This is a genomic window from Pseudomonas gebzensis (assembly GCF_034427815.1).
Taxonomy (GTDB): Bacteria; Pseudomonadota; Gammaproteobacteria; order Pseudomonadales; family Pseudomonadaceae; genus Aquipseudomonas.
Genome location: NZ_JAXQNS010000002.1, coordinates 69,325 through 91,668, shown reverse-complemented (window position 1 = coordinate 91,668; position 22,344 = coordinate 69,325). Strand labels below are relative to the sequence as shown.

Here is a 22,344-nt window from a genome sequence, read left to right as displayed (position 1 = left end):
GGCCGTGGTCGTCCATACACCTAGACAACCACGGCTCGATTTCATAGGTGAAGCCTTTGAGCTCACACTTATTGGCACGCCCCTCCGGCGATTTGCGCCTTGGCCGAGACATCTTCGAAGGTAGTCGGATCCAACGCATCGGGCTGCTCTTGCAGCACCTGACGCGGATGCTCGAACCCCGGAATGCTGCTGTCGATCAAACTCAGCAACCGTGAACCGAGCGGCGTGAGCACGAAGTTTTCGCCATTACCCCCTTCACTTTCCGGTCGGTGATCGATGAAACCGCGCTCGAGCAACAGTTTCTCGTACTCGCAAGCACGGCGCTTGAGCTGATCGACATCCTCGACAGGCTCGCCAGCGGCGGCCTTGGCAGCGGCATGCTGTTCGGCGTAAGGGCGTGGTGTGAAGTTTTCGCCCGCACCGTTTTGCACTTCATGGAGCAGGCGTTCGATCAAGTCCCAGTCATAGCTAGACATCGGCGTAACCTCGCGAAGCAACGGATGAATGACATGATTGGGACCGGCATGACGAAGTGGTGTTCAGAACGATACCGAACTGACTACTCAGTCAGTTTCGCGGAACTTCGCCGATCGGGACGGCTCCACCGCTGACATCGGCAATGGAGGATGCACCATGAAACCGCTTTTGAACCTGGCCTGCGCCGCTGCTCTGCTGTGCGCCCTGCCCGCCTGGGCCTGCAGCCTGGAAGAAGCCACCGCCAAACGTGAGGAACTGGCAGCCCTGGTCACCCAGCTCACCGAGCAGGACCCGCAAAAAGCCAAGGAGATCAACGAAGAGTTGCAAGCGATGAAGCTGGACAGCGCCAGCGCGGACTTGCCCGACAAGTGCCAGCTGATCGAGCGCAGGATGCAGGAACTGAAAACGGCCGAGAAAAGAGCCGGTTGATTCGACTCCGTCAGGACACCGCGGCCTGACACCGCGATGCCCACTGCCTTGCGTGCTTACTCGGCAGCCGGTGCGCGCTTTTTCAGCGGCGCCATACCATCGGCACTGGCCAACGGTGCGTTCTTCTTCGGCTTGGCCGACGGCTTGTGCTTAGCCGCGACCTTCTTGTCACCGGTTTTCTTGTCGGTCTTTTTCTTCTTGACACCGGCAGCCTTGCCCGACGCCTTGACCTTCTTCGGCCCGCTGTAGGTGCCCTTCACTTCCTTGATCACCCGGCGCTCGAACTGCTGCTTGAGGTAGCGCTCGATGCTCGACATCAGGTTCCAGTCGTTGTGCGTGATCAACGACACCGCCAGGCCTTCGCCACCGGCGCGACCGGTACGGCCGATGCGGTGCACATACTCGTCACCGCTGCGCGGCATGTCGAAGTTGATCACCAGGTCCAGGCCCTCGACGTCCAGGCCACGGGCGGCGACGTCAGTGGCCACGAGCACCTTCGAGCCGCCTTCCTTGAAGCGGTCGATGGCCTGCTTGCGGTCTTTCTGGTCCTTGTCGCCGTGCAGCACGAAGGCTTTCACGTCTTTGGCCACCAAGTGACCGTAGATGCGGTCGGCCATGATCCGGGTGTTGCTGAAGATAATGGCTTTCTTGTACGTCTCGTTGGCCAGCAGCCACTGAATGATCTGTTCCTTGTGCTGGTCATGGTCGGCCATGATGATCTGCTGGCGCGTGCCTTCGGCCAGTTGCGAGACGCTGTTGAGCATCAGGTGCTCAGGGTTCTTCAGCACCTTGCCCATCATGTCGCGCAGCGCCGCGCCGCCGGTGGTGGCGGAGAACAGCAGGGTCTGCTCGCGGTTGGCGCACTCCAGGCACAGGCGCTCCATGTCTTCGGCAAAGCCCATGTCGAGCATGCGGTCGGCCTCATCGAGCACCAGCACCTGCACATGAGACAGGTCCAGGTTGCCGGCATTGAGCTGCTCGAGCAGACGCCCTGGCGTGCCGATCAGCACGTCCGGCACCTTGCGCAGCATGGCGGCCTGTTCCTTGAAGTCTTCACCGCCGGTGATCAGGCCTGCCTTGATGTAGGTGAACTGGGCGAAGCGCTGCACTTCCTTGAGCGTTTGCTGGGCCAGCTCACGGGTCGGCAGCAGGATCAGCGCACGAATTTCAACGCGCGCGCCTTTGAGGTCAATCAGGCGATTGAGGATCGGCAACACGAAGGCTGCGGTCTTGCCACTGCCGGTCTGCGCCGTGACCCGCAGGTCTCGCCCTTCGAGGGCCAAGGGAATGGCCGCCGCCTGCACCGGGGTCGGCTCGACAAAGTTAAGCTCGGCCACGGCTTTGAGCAGGCGTTCGTGCAGGGTGAGTTGGGAAAACACGGAGATGACCTCGGACAAGTAGCGGGAATTCAGTTGCATAGGGTAACGTTTTCCACGGTAGGAGCCGAATTTCTTTTGGCATCATCCCTCCCCCGCGTGCACCCGAGCTGCACATCAATCCCGCTACACAGGCTTTGCTGATTGCTTATGAATTTCCAACAACTGTGGACCGACGCCCTGGATGTCTGGGGCACCCTCGACCAACACCCCCTCCTGCACGCCGGCCTCGGCCTTGCCGTGCTGCTGCTGATCGCCTTCGTGCTCGGCCGCGCGGCCCGTTTTCTGGTGCTGCACGGCGGCCGCCTGCTGGCCAAGCAGCATGCCCTGCGCTGGATCGACGACCTGCGCCACAACAAGGTGCTGCATCGCCTGGCCCAGACCGTGCCGTCGCTGGTGATCCAGTTCGGCCTGAAGCTGGTGCCACAACTGAGCGCCACGGCCGAGCACTTCCTCGACAATGTGGCCCTGGCCACCACGCTGCTGTTCGTGACACTAGCGTTTTCCTCCCTGCTCGACGCCCTGCTCGACATCTACGCGCGTACCGAGCACGCCCGCACCCGCTCGATCAAGGGCTACGTGCAACTGGCCAAGATGGTGGTCTGGGTGCTTGCCAGCATCGTCATCATCGCCACCTTGATCGATCGATCGCCGCTGTTGCTGCTGTCGGGCCTGGGCGCCATGTCGGCGGTGCTGCTGTTGGTCTACAAGGACACGCTGCTGTCGTTCGTCGCCAGCGTACAGCTGACCAGCAACGACATGCTGCACGTCGGCGACTGGATCGAAATGCCCCAGGTCGGCGCCGATGGCGATGTGGTGGACATCAGCCTGAACACCGTGAAGGTGCAGAACTTCGACAAGACCATCGTGTCGATTCCGACCTGGCGCCTGATGAGCGAATCGTTCCGCAACTACCGCGGCATGCAGCAATCGGGCGGGCGTCGTATCAAGCGCGGCCTGAGCATCGATGTGTCCAGCGTGCGCTTCCTCACCAACGAAGAAGAACAACGCCTGACCAACGTGCGTCTGCTGGGCGACTACCTGACCACCAAGCGCAAGGAAGTGCATGACTGGAACGAGGCCCAAGGCCTGGTCGAAGAACTCACCGCCAATCGCCGCAAGCTCACCAACATCGGCACCTTCCGCGCCTACGCCCTGGCGTACCTGCAGAACCACCCCGACATTCACCAGAACATGACCTGCATGGTGCGGCAGATGGAAGCCACCGCCGAGGGCGTGCCGCTGGAGCTGTACTGCTTTACCCGCACCACGGCGTGGGCGGATTACGAGCGGATTCAGGGGGATATTTTCGATTATCTGCTGGCGGTGCTGCCGGAGTTTGGGCTGAGTTTGTATCAGCAGCCAACGGGGCGGGATATGCGGGTGGGGATTGCTGGGCGCGAGGAGCGGGTTGAGCGGTTGGAGTTTGAGGGGGCGGGCCGGAAAGTGGAGCTTGAAAAGCAGGGGAGCTGACACCGCCGATTTTGGCAGGCTGAGCGTTGGAGGTGGTGCACAGGTTGCGCCACCTCACGCAAAGCGCGATATCTACCAGCGTTGCACAACTCACGCGATCGGGTTTGGTCACCCGCGCGTACAAGCCGCATTAACGGTTCAGTGACGCATCCATGAGCGGGGAAGCGCTCAAGGCGACAATTGGAGGCTGCCACTGCTAAACGCGGTGTTGAGCTGTTATCCAGATAAACCTGGCAACATCACTCAAGCTCTATTTCACCCACTTGAGACAGGCAAATCCAGTCTCGACCCGCAACTGCTGGACAGGCTCAACGCTCTCCTGATCGCCAACTTTCTTGACGATGTTCACGCCGCAGAAACGCTGGTCGGGGTTGATAACGGAGAGCACGCCTTTCCTTGGTTCGCTCCACGTCCCATTGACCACGGTATAGGTAGCATCCTTCTCAGGCGTGAAAGAGAACGGAACCTGGCATTGCAGGCCTCCAACTTCGCTTCGATAGGTCATGATCAGCTCCCTGCCCACAGCGACCGGGGATTCTACGTAACCGTCCCTGCCAACAACCGTGGTGTAACCCGCGTAGCAGCCCTTGTCGTTGAACGTCATGATATCCAGCCTGGCGTCGCGATCGTATTTCATGCGCACAGTCGCCGAGGGCTCACCCGGCTGAGGCAGGGTGTACTGCTTGCCGTAGAGAATCGAGTTGCAACCACCCAGCAGCAATGCTCCCAACACCACTACACACCCGCCGAACTTATGAGTTTTGTACATCAATCGCTCCCTGATCTTTTGACGTGCCCTCACCGTGTTGGACTCGTGAGACGGCGGAACGGCCTTCTGATACTGCAGGGCATGACGAAGTTCCGCCCTCGGATCAGGGATTGATCAGCTACCGCCAGGACTGCTTCTCACTATCGGCGACTCGCCCGTTGCGAGCTCAATGGGCTACGGTCGATCGGCGTCCGAGGATCTATCTGGATCGTACCGGATCAGGATCGATTGATGATTTGAAATATTTTGCTGAACTTGTCGCCAATGCGCCGCGTGACGGGCGTTGATAAGGCTTGGCACATCGCCTAATGTGCATGGATCGCAGCCGCTCTACGGACGCTTACAAGAAGCGCTGAGCCCAGCGTTGATAGGCCCTAGGGGGGTTGATGTACAATGCCCCCTTGAATCAGGAGGATTTATGACTGCTTTCCTCAAAAATTTATTAGGTAAGAAAGACCTTGTGTCCAAGGTCTTGAAACGTCGCAGCTCCAATAAAACTGTGAGCGCCTTTGCGCGCAGCCTGAGCACTGAAAGCGCCGACACCATCAACGCTCGCTTCGCGAAGGTCAAGCGTGTGGCTTCTCGATAGGATGCGCAAGAAAGGTTCCAAGAAGCCGCCCTCCAAGCCTTCTATGCCCTTGCCCTCCGCCAACGACGACGAGTCGGTGGTGGAGCACAATGTTATGTACGAAAAGCTGGTTGATAACCCCGATGACATGGTGGGTCAACTCGCTTACTGCATGTACAAGCAGAGCAAGCAGCAGTATCTGCAGCAATTTGCCACGCGAAACCAGCGGCAGCCCACAGACGCGGAAGTCCGCAACCATGTCCATTGCGCGGAATTGCCTGCCGTTGCTATGTACAAGGACACCGCCAACAAGCTGTTTAACGATTATCTGGCTGACGCTATCCAGGACAAGCTGGATGAGATGCAAGAGCAACACAAAGCTGAGCTGTGGCTTTTTATCAAGCGTCACAAGCCTGAGTCGACGTTCGAGCAGTTCCTACATGGCAGCAAAGCGCTTTTCTTCGGAGGCGTCGGCGGAGTTGTAGGCAACGCTCTCACGACACTTATCGTCATCCTTATCCTATTCGGAGCCGCGTCCAGCGTAACCCGCGACGACTTCGCGCAAAGTACTAAGGAACGGATCATTTCCGGTTTGGCCGAAACCTTCGGCGTCGGCATCTTGATCGAACCCGCCCCGAAAGGTGACTTACCGCTTGAATCAGCGTCGGTGCCCTCTACTCGCTAAGCCCCAAGGTAAGCGCTCTCACCGCCTTGGCCCCTTTCTGAGGGCGTTATCAAGTGGGTGCTATTCACACCTGAGGCGCCAGCTATCCGATTCGATCGTGGTCATGCAAGTAAGCGTTTTATTCAAAAACGCTCAAGCGCTCCCATGCAACGCAATCGATTGCTTGTTTGCGCATGCCGATGCATGACATGGCAACGGTGTATGCAGACCCTCTGGTCTTGACCGCGCGCAGAGATAGTCTGCCAAACCACAAAATTCCCCAGCACAGCCTACGCGACCCGACGCGAAGATTAGGTCAAAACTGCCTCACCACCGCCGCCACAACAACACCGCCCGCAATCGCCAGCAATGGCTTTTTCGATAACAGCATCAACACCGCCGTAGTCCCCAAGGCCAACCGCGCACCGCTATCCCCCGTCAACGCCAGAGGCGCAAGCACCGCGACCAGCACCGAACCGGACATCGCGTTGATGAAGTTGCGAACCCTCGGCCCGAGTGGCACGAACGACATCACGAACACGCCACCCCAACGTGTGGCCAGCGTCACAACAGCCATGAGCGAAATAATGACCAAAAGGCCCATCCCCGAGGTGTCAACGCTCATCACTTTTATCCCTCCACACTGCGCCTAAAATACCGCCCGCCAAGGCCCCGACCACCACATGGCTGTTCTCGGGCAAATACACATAGGCGGCCAATGAGGCCATCGCCGCCACACACCAGATGACCACGATGCGCATGTTCTTTTGTCCACCCGCGACCATCGCGAGCAGGAAACAGCCCATCACCATGTCCAGCCCCAGCGCGACCGGGTCATGGATGGCGCTGCCGAAATAAATGCCCAGCCAGCTGCCAATGCACCAGGCCACCCACAGTGCGACACCGCCCCCGAACAAGAGACCAAAACCTGGTTTTCCCCGGCTGAACGCTTGCATTGCCATCGCCCAATTGGCATCGGACACCACCAGCATCACGCCATAGCGCTTTGCTAGGGGCAGCTCGCGCAGCCAGGGGTACAGCGTTGCGCCCATCAGCAGATGACGCGCATTGATGGCCAGCACCGTCATCACCAAGGGAATGACCGGCACCTGCTCGCCCCACAGATCCAGAACGGCGAACTGAGCCGCGCCGGCGAAGACCAGGCTGCTCATCGCCATGATGGAAGAAACGTCCAGCCCCTGCTGCACCGCCGCCAGACCAAACGCTACCCCGAACACCACCACAAACGCAGAGATGGGCAGCAGTTGCTTGAACCCGTCCCATACCGTGCTGGCACTGACGTCCGATAAACGTGCCTCAGCAATTGTCACGAATCCCCCCCTTTTTTTATTCCCGTAATCGCTGGAACCCCGCCCAGTACGGTGCTGAACGGCCAAGCGTCATTGAAACAGCAATTTGCCTAAACCCGACGACTTCGCAAAGCGCATAATTCACGCCCACTCCATTCGATTAACAAATACCACCATGTCCCATGACTTGCAGATCGACTGGCTCAAATGCTTCGTGGCAGTGGTGGATGCCGGCTCGTTGTCTGGCGCCGCGCCGCAGGTGTACAGGTCCCAGTCAGCGGTGAGCATGCAGATCAAGAAACTTGAGCGAGCGGTGGGTCGGCAATTGTTGATCCGGGACGCACGGCAGCAGCAGCTGACGCCTGATGGACAGACGTTGTTAGGCTACGCCAGAAGAATTCTCGACCTGCACGCCGATGCCCAGGCGGCATTCCAGGGCCATGAGCTGACCGGTCAGATCAAGCTCGGGGTGCCCGACGACTACGCAGAAAAATACCTCACCCCGGCGCTGAAGCGTTTCGCGCCCCGCCATGGCGCCGTCGAGATCGTCCTGCACTGCGAGCAGTCGACGTCGTTGATTCCTCGGGTGCAGAGCGGCGAGCTGGACTTGGCAATCGTGTCCAGAGACAACCCCAAGCGCGGCACGCTGCTGTTCCATGAGCCCATGGTCTGGGTGGGCTCGCGTGACTTCGACGTATGGCGTAAAGATCCGTTGCCTATCGCAACGTATGAAAGCGCAAGCCTGGCCAGGAGCAGCGCACTCAACTCGCTCGCCTTGCAAGGCCGGCGCTACAAGATCGTCTACAACAGCTCGAGCCTGGCGGGGCAGATTGCCGCGGTGGAAAGCGGATTGGCCGTGGCCGTGCTGACCCGCTGCAGCACCCCGGAGCATCTGCAAGTCCTGGGTGCGGCGCACGGGTTGGGGCCGTTGGCCCCCATGGAAGTGGCGGTTTACCGCAGCCAGGCCTCGCGCGGTTCCAGGCCGGTGGACAGCCTTTATGAGTTGCTGATCAAAACCCTCAGGGCATGAGGCGGAAAATGACCTCAGGGCGTTTGACCCGACAACGGCCGCCCGGGCAAGGCCCTGCCCCCCGTTGCCAGCACTGACTGGCCACCGCCACGGCCAACGCGCTGACGGTATGCCTCAATCCAACGCCAAGCGCACCCCCAGCCCGACCAGCACCACCCCCATGAAAACATCGATCGGCCGCCGCATCCTGGCGTAAATCGCCCTCACCCGCGCGGTGGAGAACATCAACGCCAACAGGGAAAACCACAGCAATGCCACCGTCGCCACCACCATCACCGCCGCCGCAAGCACCCAGCCCGGCGCATGAGCGGGCAATACGGTAATGAAGAAACTGCCGAAAAAAGCCGCCGCTTTCGGGTTGGTCGCTGACACCAGCAGGCCAACCCGCGGCGCCGACAGTGTGGTGTTCGCTGTTTTGCGGATCTCCAGGTCCTGGTAAGGGCGGCGCGCGCCTAGCAGAATCTTGATGCCCAGGTACAGCAGGTAGCACACCCCGGCGATGCGGATCGCCTCGTAGAGCCAGGCAATCGTGTTCAGCAGCACGCCCAGGCCCACCACCGCCAGCACCGCCCACAGGGCAATGCCGATGCTGGTGCCCAGGGCGACCCCCAGACCGCGCTGGCGACTCACCAAGGCATTGGAAGTGACGGCGATGAAGTCGGGGCCAGGGCTGACACAGGCAAGAAGTATCACGGCGCCGATAGTGACCAGTTGAGGGAGGTAGTCCACAGAGGCTCCAGAATGTCCGAGAGGGATAAGCGCTGATGTCATTGATGCGAGGGGGTGGGCTATGACGCCAGATCGTAGTGAACCGAAAGCTGGCCCTTTTTCTCTTTGAGCTTCAGCACCTTGATTCCCTTGATCATCCCTGCCGAGGCCACGTGTGTGCCGCCGCAGCCCTGTACGGGCAGTGAGCCAAAGGACACTGACCGGACGCCCTCGTGGTTGATCAAGGTGCGTGGCACGTCGGCTTCGATCAACGCATTCACCGCGCCTTCGAGACCTTCTGGACTCAACGGCTCGCAACCGTCCTGGCGCTCGAACACCACGCGGCATTCTCCCGGCCAGTGATGCCCCTTGAGCGGGCGCCAGCCACTCGCCTGGCCGATCGCGGCGATCAGATGGCCCGCTGAGTGAAGACGAGCGTGCAGCGTGCGCACCTCAGGATCCACTGCGATGCAGACACGCCCGACCGGGACTGCCTGCCCGAGCACGTGCACCACGTCGCCGGCCATCTGAGTGACGGCCTCGACAGTGATGTCGGCAATGACGCCTTTGTCCGCCAACTGCCCTCCACCCTGCGGGTGGAACAGCGTCTCGGCCAGTATCACCTCGTACTTGCCCTCGGCCGTGGGCGTGCAGCTCAGCACGCGGGTCTGCATGCCCAGCGCATCGCTGGTGTAGTAAGCCTGTTGAATGGTCACAACCGATCCTTTCATCCGTACCGCCGCGTCACAGGGTGTTGAGCATCACAGTGGATCTGCAAACCGACGACGCGCAGTTGCTGTGCATCACTGCGATATCGCGGGTTCAAGATTCGAGGTTAAGCGGCATCAAGCCGGACGCACTTGTAAAAAATTGACGAGCGACGCGCTGTGCGCATGCAGGCAACGCGCAGCAAGCGATGTAAGGCGTAGTGTGCAGGCGCTCAGTAGCGCGAGGGCGCCACACCAAACGCCTGCTTGAACGCCCGATTGAAATGGCTCTGGTCGTAGAAGCCCACCTCCTGCGCAACCTGGGTCAGCGTCCACCGCGTGTGGCTCAGCAGGACGCAAGCCCGCTCCAGGCGCAGACGCACCAGCCAGGCATGGGGCGTCATCCCCGCCGTTCGCTTGAACAGTTTCAGAAAGTGGAAACGCTCCAGATCGCACAGTGCAGCCAGTTCCAACAGGGTTATTTTTTCAGCAAGGTGCGCGTTGCAGTAGTCCCTCACGCGATGCCACTGCTGGGCTGAAAGCGCGCCGGTGACCACCTGCGGCGTGGCCATGCGGGCCTGCGCGAACAGCCGCCCCAACAGCGTGAGCCACTGCGAGTCCGCGTACAGAGGGTCGGTACAACGCTCCTGGCGAAGCGCGTCATGCAGCCGGGAAAGCTGACGGAACAGACCGGTATCCTGCAACACCGCGCCCCCCAACGCGTAGAACTGATCGCGCCCGGTGAGTTCTTCTGTGACGCCGCGCAGCAGGTCAGCGGAAATGCGAAAGGTCTTGAGCGTGTAGGCGTCATCGCTGGCACTGATGCCGTCATGGATTTCGGACGGCGGCATCAGTTGGATCGTGCCCGGCGTCAGCAACACCGTTTCGCCGTTGAGCGCCTGACGCTGCACGCCCTCGGTGATCAGACCCACGTGGTAGTCAAGGTGGTAATGGCGACCGAAACGGTGGCTGGCCAAGCGCGCTTCGCTCAAGACCAACCCGGGTACTTCGCTGTTGCGTGTGTAGTCGACGTGGTCTGCCACGGGTTGCTCCTGAAGCGCTTTACTATCACTCAACTGTCTGCGACTCGTCAGTTTTACAGACATTGTTATGCACGGTCACACACACCCCATCTGCTTGTGCTGCTTGCGCAACTGCGCCGGCGACAGCGCAAAGCGCTTCTTGAAGCTTTTACAAAGATGCGTGCTGTCGGCAAAGCCGCACTCATAAGCGATCTGAGCGACGGAGCGGTCGGTGTTCTGCACCAGCCAGTGGGTGTGATCCAGCCGAAGTTCACGCCAGAACATCGAGGGCGAGACCTTCAGGTTTTGCATGAAGGCTTTGGTGAGTTGCTTTTCGGTCACACCAATGAGCCGAGCCAGGGATTGGATGCTCAAGGGCTCATAGATGCGTTCACGCATCAGGGTGACTGCCTGAACGATGCGCCGGTCCGTGCAGTTGAGTGCCATTTCTTCCAGCGGACTCAAATGGCTTTTCGACAAATCGAGTTGCTCAGCGTTGGCCATCAAATACTGGATCGCCTTTCTGGCGCGGGATACTCCGCAGTGCCGCAAGACAATCTCCCGCGCAACTTCCACTGCCGCGAGCCCGCCCGGACAGGTCAATACACCGCCGTCGCTGACCAGGGGCAAGCCGCCGATCGGGCGCACGTTGGGGTAGCGCTGTTGCAGCACTTGCTCCAATGAGAAGTGCACCGCGCAGCGTTTACCATCCAGTAATCCTGCTTGCGCGAGCACGAATGAACCCGTGCACATGCCGATCAGTTTCACCTCGTTGGTATGCGCCAGTTGCAGATACTCGATGAGTTCGCTCGGAATACCCTTAGTCGAATGAATCGGCCCACCCACCACGGCGATGTAATCGAACAGCACCGGGTCGCAGAACAGCGCCTGCGGTTCGACGCGGTATCCGCAACTCGACGGGATGGGTTCCCACGTGTGGGACAACAGCGTCCATTGGCAGTAGATCTGCCGCCCGAAATCCGCTTCGTCCGCCGCATGGCGCAGGCAATCGGTGAATACCGCCAACGGCGTGAGGGTGAAATCCGGGGTGACCAGAATGCCAACCTTCAAGGCAGGTTCCACGTCCGGTGCGGCCTTCTGGGGGCCCATTAGCGCTGACAGTGACGCTGCGTGCGGGAGCGACATAACGGCCTCGAAGGGAGAAAAGTACCGATTTTCTTCCTTTTTTTACTATTAGCGGGTGATCTGTCAAGACTAACCTGAGCCTGTCCTCAGCAGACGAACAACGATCCCGCTGCAACCTTCGATGACGTTCTGGCCACACCCTCCATCAATGATGGGGCTGGCTGAAGCGCTCGCTTGTTACAAGCCCTGCATCACCGAACTGACTTTCCAGAGTTGAACTGGCTCTGCACTCACGCGTGTTGCGCGGGATACGGCTGCGTGCAAACCACCCTGGGAAACAGGGCTGTTGGAGACATCTGCCTTTTACAAAATCGATAAGATCATGAGGTGGCGACGTGGATGCTAAACAACTTTATGTGAGCAACGTTACGGTCGGCTCATCCTTCGAGCGATTCCAGAAGAAAGTCACGACCTGTGCAGCAGGCGGCAAGTTATGTGACGGCTGGATTCTGGCGGTCATCGGTATCGCCCTGCCCATGAGTACGACGGGGCTGGGTATGTCCTCCACCCAGGAAGCGCTCATCGGCTCGGCCTCCCTGATCGGCCTGTTCATTGGCGGCCTGCTGTTCGGCTGGGTGACCGACAAGATCGGACGCAAGAAAATGTTCCTCGCCACGCTGGCGACGTTCCTGGTCTGCTCGGTACTTCAATTCGTCGTCATCGACCCGTGGCAGTTGTTCTTTCTGCGCGTGTTGCTTGGCCTGGCAGTCGGCGCGGACTATGCCGTTGCAGGCGCGTTCGTGGCCGAGTTCAACAGCAAGGAACGCCGAGGCCCAGGCCTCGCAGGGCTGTTGATCTGGTGGTACGTGTGCTTCACCGTGGCGGCCACGCTGTCGATTTTGGTGATCAACACCCTGCCCGACTCCCCCGACCTGTGGCGCTACATCCTGGCAAGCAGCTTCGTACCGGCGGCCATCATGTTGTTTCTGCGAGTGGGCCTGCCTGAATCGCCACGCTGGCTGTTGAGCAAAGGCCGTGAACAAGAAGCGCGCGAAGTGGCTGAACAGTTCCTCGACCCGATCACCCGTACCGACCTGTTCAAAGAGCAGATCAGATCCCTGAGTTACGGTGCGCTGTTCTCGTCGAAGTACATCAAGAAGACATTGCTTACCAGCCTGTTCTGGATGGCGCAGATCACGCCGTTCTTCGCGATCTATATCTTCATGCCGAAGATTCTGCATGCGATCAACTTCGATTCGACGTCCAAGCTCGGTGAAATCCTGCTGTACGTGTTTCTACTGGTCGGCTGCCTGGTGGGTGTCTCGCTGATCAATCGCCTAGGCCGGCGCAAGTTGCTGATTGCCACCTTCGTTGGCCAGTTCATCCCGCTGTTGATTCTGGGCATCTGGTCAGACAGCCACTCGGTGGTATTGATCGTGTTGTGCTTCGGCATCTTCGCCTTCTTCCACGCCGCCGGCAGCACGCTGCAGATGCTCTACCCGAGCGAAATCTTCCCCACCGAAATTCGCGCGACCGGCGTCGGGTTCGCCGCCGGCATGAGCCGCCTCGGCGCGGCGGTGGGCACCTTCCTGCTGCCGATTGGCCTTGTGCAATGGGGCACAGGGGCGGTGATCCTCACCGGCGCGGCCGTGAGCGCCGCAGGCCTGTTGGTGGCCATCGCCTGGGCGCCAGAGACCCGGGGCCTGGAGCTGTCACAGACGGCCCAGTAATTCCACAGCCGCACTACCACCTGACACTCATAACAAAACTTCGTGGAGCCCAATGATGCCTATCGTCAAAAACAACGACCGCACCTTCAAACTCGGCATGCACTCCTACTCGCTGCACTTGAGCGGCTGCGGCGAAAGTTGGGGGTTCGATGCACACCATGCGTTCGAAAAGACCATCGACATCTTCAAGATGATGGAACTGGCGGCCGAATGGGGGCTGGACGTGTTGCATATCACGTTGGTCGATCTGGATAACGATGTCAGTGAAGCGAACCTGAGCAACGTCAAAGCCGCCGCCCTGCGTCATAACCTGGAACTGGAACTGAACGTATCCTTCAACGCGCCAAGCGACCCGCGCGTGAATGCTTCGGTCACCCAGGCGCTGGAGATTGCCCATGGCCTGGGCGCCAAGCTGGTCAAGTTCAGCCTGGATATCAAACGCGCCTCGCCTCTCTATGGCTCCAGCCTGCGGTCGGATGTGCTGATTCAGCTTGCCGAACGGGTGCGCGAGTTCAAAGAGAACATTGCGTTGATCGAACAGCATGGTGTGAAGATTGCGCTGGAGAACCACTGCGACCTGTTTGCCGATGAAGTGATCTGGATTGTGGAACAACTGCACCATCCGCAAATCGGCGCCTGTCTCGACACCATGAACTCGCTCGTATTGGGTGAAGGGGTTGAAGAATGCGTGCGCAAGCTGGCGCCGTATGCGTACTGCGTGCACTTCTGTGATTTGAAGATTGTGGTCGATCCCAATGGCACGCATTCGATTGGGACAGCGGTGGGTCAAGGGGACAATGATTGCGTGAAGATCATGCAGGAACTTCGGGCCAATGCGCCGGAGGCGCTGGATACGATCATCTTTGAGGTGGAGTTGCCACTGGCGGGGTATTCGATTGAAGAAGGCCGCGAGCGGGAGTTGGTAGCGGCCAGGGAGAGTATCGAGTATCTGCACAACACGCTGAATGTTGGCTTAAAACGCGGAGTGGCTATTGGGAATGTTGCGTCAGTAGCCTGACTCGGCGAACTACTGACGCGGCTGCCGCACTCCCAAAAAGCCGAAGCCCAGCTAGCGCCTGCAACTGGGCAACGGCGCACGACCGCCCCCCTGACGGCTTGATGACCACCCCCCAGCCCATGAAATCCGCGAAATGTAGGAGCGGCTATTGCCGCGATGGGCTGCAAAGCAGCCCCAATCACTGCAATCGCAATCGCAATCGCAATCCCCGCCTCAGCCGTGGTCGTTTTGATGGATTCTCCAAACGAGAACCCGTCTACGGCACCCCAATCCTGTAAGACCTTTCCGAATCTGAAACCAAACACTTCAGGATCACAGCCCCGGCGAATTATCCTACGCCGCAAGCCGAACTATCGCCGTTGTCGGGGAAATGCTTCAGGACTAATGTCCACCGCGTCGCTTCGGCGGCCGGGTGTGAGAACCCGAATACATTTTGAGTTCGGCCTGTTTCATGGTGGCCATGCGTGGGCAGACTTCGGTCTGGCCGGGTTTTACTCAACTTGTCTCGGTTTCTCACCCCGCGCATGGCTGCCACCCAACCTGTGAGAAGGAAGGATGGCAGCTGGTACTCACAAGTTCGAGATCCCGTGATGAAAAAGCCCGTCCCCGATCCACCCCACACTCAGCACGCCCGCAACTACTTCCTGATCAACCCAGACCTCAGCGCCATCGACGCTTTGAGTCAAACCCTTGAGTTGATGTCAGGGATCGAAACTACCCTTGATGAATACATCTGCGCGAACGCCGGTGAGCAAGGGGTGCCGATGTTGGTGAATACGGTGCATCAAGTGCAGATGGTGCGGGCGTTGACTACATTTGCGATACAACGCATGGAGCGGACATAACCAGGCGTAGTAAGCACAAGCCTAACTCTTGGCCAATTGATCTGTTCCAGACCGAGGTTTTCACCGACTGAATGGCCAAGATAGGTCTTGAGCGCGTATTTCCCCTGACGTCTCGCCCTCGAACAGAGGTTATCACCCGTGGATGAAACTACTTGCGACCCATAGCGGCCTTTAACTGAAACCGGCTATGGATCAAAAAAAGGTAGTACCGCTGTTGCCCCATGGCGGCCCTTCCGAAAGGCTAGCAATCTGTCAGAAACCGTCTGTCGCGATAAGAAAGGTTCGACGACTCAACTCACTCAAGTACGCAGCGTTCGCTTTGGCTGGAGAGTGGAACTGTTCAGCCGAACGGGGAGCTAGCCCCTGAGCATTCGCATTATTTCTACCACCGCTGGCTTTGTGTATTTCTCACCGGTGTCAGTGTCCGGTAGATCGTCACCGCGAAGCCACTCACCTTGATCGAATGCCTGCCAAAGCGAAAACGCAGGCTGGGGCATCTCCTCAGTGATACTCGCGTCGACGACGGCATGGATGATCCCGTTCATGACGTCGTCACAAAACTCGTAGCTCAGCGTGCCATCCAGATAGCCTACCGAAACCGCAATGGCTAGCTCGTTCAGGACATCGCTGGGCGCAATGCTGAAGGTTTCGCAAAGGGGGGCAAGGTCGCTCAGCGTCAAACCCTCGGTTTCCGCCGTCGTCGTCAGTTGAATGATTTCGTTCTTTGGCAAAACGCTGGTCATGTTTTTTTCCGGTCAATCCGATGGTGGGAGCTGTGTATTTGGTAGAGCACAATCATGACAGGGTGGACGTTCAGTTTTGGTAAATGGAACGTCCGGTGTGGGCTGATCGTGGATGACCGCTATCGACACAAAGCAGCCCTTCACGAGGTGCAGAAATCGGTCAGAAGCGGTCATTGCACCACAATGGTATTGTCCACTTCTTTTCTAAGGCCCTGAGAAACTATGAATAAAGCTGAGTCCTCAATCTGGGCCGTTGCTCCTGCACTAGGGATCCCTGAGTCACCAGCTCTCCTAGTTGAGTCGGGCAACCTTTGGCTCTCTTACTTCGAGCCTGGGAACGAAAGCCTCGCGGTTGTGCGATTTACCGGGCTCATTGATCATCGACTTGTTCCTTTAGGAGACGAGGGATTAGGACGCCATCCCTATGTTCTCTCGGGCCTTCAGCCTTACTCGTTCAACGAACTTATTGGCTCAGAAGAAACCATTAGCCGCCCCTATTCAGATGCTAGGCATTGGGTCGTTACATTCAAAGACGAGACTCTTGATGTGATTGCGCGCACTGGTGAGGTCATGGCTTCAGGGTTAACCCTGACATCGCCACTTGAGGCCTTGCTCTCGTTTCATCTCCCACGAGTTACAAACGTTATCTAAACGATTAACATCCGCTTTGGGTCGAAAGCAGACTTGTGAGACTGGCCGATTGTGGCCGCTTGCGCAGGGCCGCTTTTGGCGAACGACCAGAAGGTTGGAAAGTCGTCTGCCTCGCTCTGGCTTTTCGGTCCGCCCAAGTCCTAGTCGTCCAGCACCCGCCGATGGCGATGCGCGAGAAGCGCTGCATCAGCGATAGCGCTACCAGCACCAGCACGCCCGCGAAGTTCGTGCCTACATCAGGCCGGCGACGCGGACCCATCCGCTCACATGCAGGGCCAACTTCGGCGCCAGCTCGATGAGCCAAGTGGCGATGCTGGTGTACGGGATACGGTGGCGCATCGCGTACTTCGCCGGATGTGTCGACTGATCGTTGTGTCAGCACGGCAATCCTGCTGATCTGCTGATCAGGCGGCAGGCCCAGATCACCCTCTATGGCTGCAGCACCCCAGCGCCTCTCTCAATAATCGTTGAGTACTCCCCGCAAGGCCCTCGTGACTCAAGCCAGCAACCGGTCGATCAACGCCTGCTCGTAATCGTTGAGCGGCTGATCCTCGTAGAGCTTGTCGGAGGCCGCGACCAGCGCCTGGCCCTCGACCTCACGCCCACTGTCGCCATAGACATGCCCAAGGTTCTCCAGCGACTGCAGGTTGCCGTGCAGAGAGAAGGAGATCAGGTACCAGCGCTCGGCCGCCTCGAGCTCGCCCAGGCGGTGATATGCCACCGCCAGGTTGTGCTGGGCGTAGACATGGTCGGATTCCAGGGCCTGCAACAACGCCTGCTTGGCCTGCTGATAGTCTTCGAGCTGCAAGTACAGAAGGCCAAGATTGTTGTAGCCGTCGACATGGCCCAACTCGGCCGCGCGTCGGTAGGCCTGCTCAGCCTGCGGATAGCGCTCGGCCTGCAGATGGACGTCGCCGAGCAGGTTCAGCGCCTCCGGATGATCGTGGCGCACGGCGTTGTCGAGGTGCTCGACGGCGGCATCGTGATCGCCATCCTGGTAGGCCATGTTGCCCAGGTAGAAGTGGCTGCGGGGGCAATCGTACTCGGCGCCTTTCTGAAAGTAGTGGCGGGCGGTGTCGTGATCACCTTCCTGGAAGGCCATGCTGCCGAGGTTGTAGTGGCTGCCCGGATAATCGTGCTCGGCAGCCCTCTGGAAGTGTCGGCGGGCGACGTCGTGATCACCGTCCTGGTAGGCCATGATGCCGAGGTTGTAGTGGCTGCCGGGATAATCACGGTCGGCGGCCATCTGGAAGTGGCGATGGGCATCGGCGCGATCGTCACGTGCCAGGCTCACCGCGCCAACGCCATTCATCCAGCGCGGGTCGGCGGGGCAGGCCTTGGCCAGGGTCTGGAAGCACTCCAGCGCGGTGTCCAGATCCTGCTCGCGAAACGCCGCCCAGGCCTGGTCATGGAGCGCAGTTGCCTGCTCGTCACTGAGCGTTTGTTTTTTCATGAACCACATGGTGTTTCCTTCCTTGCGCGGGCTGGCCATTCTAAGGGCGTGCAGAGAAGCCAACAAGGCAACGGCTCTGCTGGGCAGGTTTGAGCCGTACTCGGCACGCCCAGGTTGCAGCGGCACGACGCACTGGCGCGAGCCCTGAGCACCAGCGGTGTGGCGCCGAAGTGGGCACAGCAGCATCGCGCATGAATGAGAAGAGCGCCAGTGACGCCCTACCTGTTAATCCCCCGTGCAGATCCTCAACCAGCTTCGGTGGCGCAAATCGCTTCCCTCCTTGAACCGAGAAGCGGCGATCACACCACGCGCAGGCCGACCATGACCGCCTGCTTAGCCCTTCAACTGCCAGCCCTGCGTAACAGCGCAGCATCGAGCAGCTCAATCCGGTAACTCTCGCGATTGGTGATGAAGCGTACGCACATGGCGCCGATGGACACGCCCAGCAACAGTGCCAGCAGCATCATGACGATCTGGCTGGACACCGGGCTGTTGAAATCCGTGGTCAGGACAGACGACCAATCACCTTTCATGAAGATATTGCCCACCGTGAAGTTGAGGACCAGCAGCGAAAACGCCGCCATCTTCTTGCCGTCTGCGTCGATGAAGTAGCCCAGGCGTCGTTCCAGCCTTTTGATCTTGACTTCCAAATGCAGTTTGGCCGCTTGCAAAGCGGCCGCGTCGAAGCGTTCCAGTTGGGCAAGTTGTGTTTGCTCATGGTCGATCTCCCCGTCCCTGAGCAGGCGAGACCGCTCTTTCCACCTCCAGACCGTGCAGACCATAAGCACCGGAGGGCATAACAAGCTGAGCACCGCCAGCAGTTGCGAGAGTGCAGCGCTCGCCAGGGCCACAGTGATCCATGCGCCTGAAAGGTGAGCGATAAATTTGTGCCAGGCGGCCAGCATCGCCAGGACTGTGAAGGGTATAGCTGCCGCGATCAGCCCATGTCTGGAGGTTCGCTCCATGGCCCTTTCCAGCTTGGTCAAACTCGCTGGAGGGCGATAAGGCTTGAGGGTTTCGAGTGTGTTCAGGATGTCTTTCAAATGCTGCATGGTGGTCGACCTTATGTGCTCGGTGGTCGGGAAGTATCATTTTTTTGTGTGCAGGCCGGTAACGGCGTGCCGCCAGGCAGCAACTACCGTCGGATACTGCTTATCCCAAACGCCGCGTTCAAAGGCGTCCAGCGACTGTTCAGCCGCTTCGGCATGTACCGCCTGATAGATCGGTTTTGACGGCATTGGTCAGCTCTCGACGCTTGTCCCAGGCCGTATAGTCCAGGCTGTTAAGGATCAGGTAGACGATGAAGGTCTGCAGTGTGGTTTCCGGAAATACAGCGCTTTAGTACATATGACCTGCGAACCGCCAAAAGCGACTATTGGCTGCTGCCCCTGCCAAACGCGGTGTTTATCCCACAATCCTAATGAATCTCTCCAGAAAGCGGGCTTGATTGCTGTTACAAAGTGCTTACCATCAATAACACTCGTGCTAGAGCCTGCGCTGGAAAATTAGTAAAAACAATCATACCGAAAATATGTAAGACGCCTCCTACAAAACGGTGTGAGTTGTAGGCATTAGAAAAAACCACTTACAAAAGCAGTTTGAATATACCGCAACGCAGCGCTAACTTTTGAAGCGCGCCTCGACCGAGTCGCACTCACCAAAAGGAAATGAAAAATGACCTCTGCAATTGAAACCTTCAAAACCGACTCCAAAACTGTAAACACTCAGGGCGTCTGTATGTGGTAGTCCCTGTGACGGAGGCGGCAGTCCGCCTCCGTCCACCTTCGACGGAGAATAACAATATGAATGACACCGGATTCCATACACTCTGGGACATTAACGGCGCCCCGGAAACCCTACTGCAAGACGCACCTTCTCTCCATACGTTCTTCAGGTCGATCCTGGTAGAGTGCGGATTCACAGTAATCGACGACTTGGTTCACAAATTTGATGCTGGAGGTGGCGGAGTAACAGGGCTTTTCCTTTTATCTGAGTCTCATCTTTCCTATCACACCTATCCCGAGACCTATTACATCAGCATCGATATCTATACATGTGGACGAGCGAACAACGTCATCGATAACGAGATATACGAATATTTCGACAACGCTACAGCTATCCATCGCAGAAGGCTGGCGCGCGGAACTCTTTCCACCTCAAAATCCGGTGCACATCATGAAGCTAATTGAAAATGGCATCATGAAATTTGACTATCAATTTCCGCTTTACAATTTCTTCTTTCCCAGCCAAACCTCAGACTCATCAAGTGTTAACGCTGTCGAGCTAGCAAGCTTGCTTAACGAAGCAAGTGGTCATGCATGTTCAAGGGCGCTGTACTTCCACATACCGTTTTGCGAAAAGATTTGCTCATTTTGTCCATTCACAAAAGGGCTGTACCAACATCCTGACCAAATTGATAACTATGTTGAAGCGCTACTCAAAGAGATCAAAAATAAGTCACAAATCATGGATCTCAAAGCGGTGCCCATCAGCGCAATATTTTTCGGTGGGGGTACACCGTCATTGCTATCAGCAACACATATCAAGGTCCTGGGTGCAACTATTCGGAGCCACTTCGATATCAGCAACCTGAAAGAGTTCTCATTTGAATTCAGCACCACAAGCGTAACTTCAGACCGTGTTTCCGCGCTAGTCGATATCGGCGTCACGCACGCCCGCTTTGGTCTGCAGACCATTGATCCAGAATGGAGAAGATTATTCAACCTAGCTCCTGATCTCCAGCAAATTGAAACCGCAAACTCGATACTTTGCAGTAACTTCAAAAATGTTCTATGCGACATCCTTTATGGCATGAATGGAAGCACGGAAGAGCAAACTATTTTAGATATCGACTATGCCGTCCGATTGGGCGTTACAAATATTGATATCTACCCAATTAACAACGCGGCCACTTCTGTCAAGTTACACAAAGCCTTGAAATCTCGCACGTCTTCTGTCATGAACGCGACGCGCAAGCTGAACATGAAATTATTGATCGATGAACACCTTCGATCTTATGGATACGTTCCCTACAATGGTCATGGCTATCGACATGCACCAGAGCAAGCCCAGCTGTTGTACGCAGACGACTACCGTTTTATCTATCATGAGCACGTCTACGGGTACTCAGATCACGATGTACTGGGCTTTGGTGTAGGCGCCATCTCCGCTCTTTACGGCTGTACACTAACGAACACGTCATCGCGTGAGCGCTACATCGAGGACTCACAGGAGGGAAAGTTCTCGTGCCAAGTCAGTAAACACCCAGCGCTTCTTCAGGAAGTTCGCCCCCTGATTATGGGACTGCCCTATCACGGCGACCTTCTTAAGTCGCGCCTGGACGCAACCTATTTTCCCGACAGACTGTTGGCCCGCCTCGGAGAGCTGCGTGCAGCTGGCTTAGTGGACGAAACGGCCACGCACTACAGGCTGACTCGAATGGGCTGGCTATGGTATAGCAACATCATGTTTTACCTTTCGGAATAGCGTACTAACCGTCTGCCCGTTGCGCCTCAATCTCCGCCAGTAAGCTCTGGACCAACCCAGATGCGAAACGCTGCCGACTGACAAGCTCATCCTCATCGTCGCCACCCCAGAAGCGGGCGTATGCGACAGCGCCGACTTTCTCATAGCCTTTTCCATGCTGGTCATCCCCAAAGCGTCTAGCCAGAGCCGCCAACCCATCCTGCACGGCTTCGGGGTGCTGTTCTGAACGGATACGCTCAACGAATAGCGCCGCTACGTCTTTCACCGAACCGGAGTACCTAATCACGTGGATGAGGTCGGCAGCATCTTTGCGCTCCTGACGCTGATCCAGGGCCAGTGCTTTCAAAATTACGAATGCAGGGACGTCCGCAAACCGCACGATATCGACTGATATTCCATCACCATCCAGCAGTAGCGCCGAAATCTCCATCTCCTGATACCAATCGTGGACGATTCGGGCATGCTTGATCGTGAGTGCCGATACCTTCTCCCCGTCGACACTAACTGACTTGCCGGGTTCTCCATCACCGGCATCTCGTAGCAGTTCGACAACAACCTCGATGTGGTCATCGACTTTCCGACGCCAGCGCCAAGATGCGGCCTTTCCTTCCTCGACCCAGCGGGTGAAGCCCCTGGCATTCAGTTGCTGCGCGAGGCTAGCGTACTCGTTACCAGCAGCTAACACTTCAAGGTTCAATACAATGTCTACGTCAGAAGTGCCTGCATGCAATGGTATGTCCGGCGGGGTCGCCGGCGTGAGATACCGCGGAACTAGGCCACCCACAAGTCTCAGGGTTTC

General features: G+C 58.0%; 23 protein-coding genes and 1 pseudogene. 10 read left to right on the top strand and 14 right to left on the bottom strand.

The genetic code is table 11. The annotated features are described in order from the left end of the window. Positions 1-68: 68 nt before the first annotated feature. Positions 69-476 (bottom strand): transcriptional regulator, encoded by a 408-nt coding sequence (locus SJI00_RS04475; protein ID WP_322460550.1) that lies wholly within the window; start codon positions 474-476, stop codon positions 69-71. Between the two features lie 157 nt (positions 477-633). Here SJI00_RS04475 and SJI00_RS04470 point away from each other — a divergent pair, with 157 nt between their 5' ends. Beyond that, positions 634-906 carry a hypothetical protein gene (locus SJI00_RS04470; protein WP_322460549.1) on the top strand — a complete coding sequence of 91 codons (273 nt, stop codon included), beginning with the start codon at positions 634-636 and terminating at the stop codon, positions 904-906. Between the two features lie 56 nt (positions 907-962). Here the strand turns inward: SJI00_RS04470 and SJI00_RS04465 are convergent, their stop codons facing one another. Next, positions 963-2,324, bottom strand: a complete 1,362-nt coding sequence (locus tag SJI00_RS04465; protein ID WP_322460548.1) for a DEAD/DEAH box helicase — start codon at positions 2,322-2,324, stop codon at positions 963-965. Positions 2,325-2,432: 108 nt separating this feature from the next. Between SJI00_RS04465 and SJI00_RS04460 the strand changes: the two genes are divergently transcribed. Further along, positions 2,433-3,755, top strand: a complete 1,323-nt coding sequence (locus SJI00_RS04460; protein WP_322460547.1) for a mechanosensitive ion channel family protein — start codon at positions 2,433-2,435, stop codon at positions 3,753-3,755. A gap of 250 nt (positions 3,756-4,005) precedes the next feature. Here the strand turns inward: SJI00_RS04460 and SJI00_RS04455 are convergent, their stop codons facing one another. Continuing rightward, complete coding sequence (locus SJI00_RS04455; protein ID WP_322460546.1) at positions 4,006-4,524, bottom strand: hypothetical protein; 519 nt, start codon at positions 4,522-4,524, stop codon at positions 4,006-4,008. A gap of 418 nt (positions 4,525-4,942) precedes the next feature. Between SJI00_RS04455 and SJI00_RS04450 the strand changes: the two genes are divergently transcribed. Together SJI00_RS04450 and SJI00_RS04445 are read left to right on the top strand one after the other, a co-directional pair. Next, entirely contained in the window at positions 4,943-5,113 is a 171-nt protein-coding gene (locus SJI00_RS04450) for a hypothetical protein (protein ID WP_322460545.1), read from the top strand. Between the two features lies 1 nt (position 5,114). Beyond that, positions 5,115-5,777: a hypothetical protein gene (locus SJI00_RS04445; RefSeq protein WP_322460544.1), complete on the top strand. Its 663-nt coding sequence runs from the start codon at positions 5,115-5,117 to the stop codon at positions 5,775-5,777. 295 nt (positions 5,778-6,072) lie between these two features. Here the strand turns inward: SJI00_RS04445 and SJI00_RS04440 are convergent, their stop codons facing one another. Beyond that, positions 6,073-6,381 (bottom strand): AzlD family protein, encoded by a 309-nt coding sequence (locus tag SJI00_RS04440; protein WP_322460543.1) that lies wholly within the window; start codon positions 6,379-6,381, stop codon positions 6,073-6,075. Beyond that, on the bottom strand, positions 6,371-7,087 hold the full coding sequence (locus tag SJI00_RS04435) for an AzlC family ABC transporter permease (protein ID WP_322460542.1): 717 nt from the start codon (positions 7,085-7,087) through the stop codon (positions 6,371-6,373). The genes SJI00_RS04440 and SJI00_RS04435 overlap by 11 nt, the downstream gene beginning before the upstream one ends. A gap of 154 nt (positions 7,088-7,241) precedes the next feature. Here SJI00_RS04435 and SJI00_RS04430 point away from each other — a divergent pair, with 154 nt between their 5' ends. Beyond that, positions 7,242-8,096, top strand: coding sequence for a LysR family transcriptional regulator (locus SJI00_RS04430; RefSeq protein ID WP_322460541.1), 855 nt, complete (start codon positions 7,242-7,244; stop codon positions 8,094-8,096). A gap of 114 nt (positions 8,097-8,210) precedes the next feature. Here SJI00_RS04430 and SJI00_RS04425 read toward each other — a convergent pair whose 3' ends face one another. From SJI00_RS04425 to SJI00_RS04410, 4 genes are all read right to left on the bottom strand, one after another. Then, positions 8,211-8,825: a LysE family translocator gene (locus tag SJI00_RS04425; RefSeq protein ID WP_322460540.1), complete on the bottom strand. Its 615-nt coding sequence runs from the start codon at positions 8,823-8,825 to the stop codon at positions 8,211-8,213. Between the two features lie 59 nt (positions 8,826-8,884). After that, positions 8,885-9,520: an alanyl-tRNA editing protein gene (locus tag SJI00_RS04420; protein WP_322460539.1), complete on the bottom strand. Its 636-nt coding sequence runs from the start codon at positions 9,518-9,520 to the stop codon at positions 8,885-8,887. Positions 9,521-9,744: 224 nt separating this feature from the next. Further along, positions 9,745-10,554: an AraC family transcriptional regulator gene (locus SJI00_RS04415; protein WP_322460538.1), complete on the bottom strand. Its 810-nt coding sequence runs from the start codon at positions 10,552-10,554 to the stop codon at positions 9,745-9,747. A gap of 75 nt (positions 10,555-10,629) precedes the next feature. Further along, entirely contained in the window at positions 10,630-11,616 is a 987-nt protein-coding gene (locus SJI00_RS04410) for a GlxA family transcriptional regulator (protein ID WP_322460537.1), read from the bottom strand. Positions 11,617-12,014: 398 nt separating this feature from the next. Here SJI00_RS04410 and SJI00_RS04405 point away from each other — a divergent pair, with 398 nt between their 5' ends. The 3 genes from SJI00_RS04405 (at position 12,015) to SJI00_RS04395 (ending at position 15,212) form a co-directional block, all read left to right on the top strand. Further along, the gene (locus SJI00_RS04405; RefSeq protein ID WP_322460536.1) at positions 12,015-13,349 is read left to right on the top strand and encodes an MFS transporter; all 1,335 of its coding nucleotides are present in this window, start codon (positions 12,015-12,017) and stop codon (positions 13,347-13,349) included. A 55-nt stretch (positions 13,350-13,404) separates the two neighbouring features. Further along, the gene (locus SJI00_RS04400) at positions 13,405-14,367 is read left to right on the top strand and encodes a sugar phosphate isomerase/epimerase family protein (protein WP_322460535.1); all 963 of its coding nucleotides are present in this window, start codon (positions 13,405-13,407) and stop codon (positions 14,365-14,367) included. A 590-nt stretch (positions 14,368-14,957) separates the two neighbouring features. Continuing rightward, entirely contained in the window at positions 14,958-15,212 is a 255-nt protein-coding gene (locus tag SJI00_RS04395; RefSeq protein ID WP_322460534.1) for a hypothetical protein, read from the top strand. A 356-nt stretch (positions 15,213-15,568) separates the two neighbouring features. Here the strand turns inward: SJI00_RS04395 and SJI00_RS04390 are convergent, their stop codons facing one another. The 4 genes and pseudogenes from SJI00_RS04390 to SJI00_RS04375 form a co-directional block, all read right to left on the bottom strand. Beyond that, positions 15,569-15,955 (bottom strand): hypothetical protein, encoded by a 387-nt coding sequence (locus SJI00_RS04390; RefSeq protein ID WP_322460533.1) that lies wholly within the window; start codon positions 15,953-15,955, stop codon positions 15,569-15,571. Between the two features lie 1,147 nt (positions 15,956-17,102). Then, on the bottom strand, positions 17,103-18,068 hold the full coding sequence (locus tag SJI00_RS04385) for a tetratricopeptide repeat protein (RefSeq protein ID WP_322460532.1): 966 nt from the start codon (positions 18,066-18,068) through the stop codon (positions 17,103-17,105). A gap of 332 nt (positions 18,069-18,400) precedes the next feature. Then, on the bottom strand, positions 18,401-19,111 hold the full coding sequence (locus SJI00_RS04380; RefSeq protein ID WP_322460531.1) for a hypothetical protein: 711 nt from the start codon (positions 19,109-19,111) through the stop codon (positions 18,401-18,403). A 63-nt stretch (positions 19,112-19,174) separates the two neighbouring features. Next, positions 19,175-19,394: pseudogene (locus tag SJI00_RS04375) on the bottom strand (transposase); the annotation flags it as partial. 467 nt (positions 19,395-19,861) lie between these two features. On the opposite strand from SJI00_RS04375, the gene speD reads away from it, so the two are divergent. Then, positions 19,862-20,248, top strand: a complete 387-nt coding sequence (gene speD / locus SJI00_RS04370; RefSeq protein ID WP_322460530.1) for an adenosylmethionine decarboxylase — start codon at positions 19,862-19,864, stop codon at positions 20,246-20,248. Further along, positions 20,235-21,545, top strand: a complete 1,311-nt coding sequence (locus SJI00_RS04365) for a coproporphyrinogen-III oxidase family protein (RefSeq protein ID WP_322460529.1) — start codon at positions 20,235-20,237, stop codon at positions 21,543-21,545. The genes speD and SJI00_RS04365 overlap by 14 nt, the downstream gene beginning before the upstream one ends. Positions 21,546-21,549: 4 nt before the next feature. On the opposite strand, the gene SJI00_RS04360 is transcribed toward SJI00_RS04365, so the two are convergent. Next, a complete protein-coding gene (locus tag SJI00_RS04360) occupies positions 21,550-22,242 on the bottom strand; it encodes a hypothetical protein (RefSeq protein ID WP_322460528.1) in 693 nt (230 codons plus the stop codon). Positions 22,243-22,344: the final 102 nt, after the last annotated feature.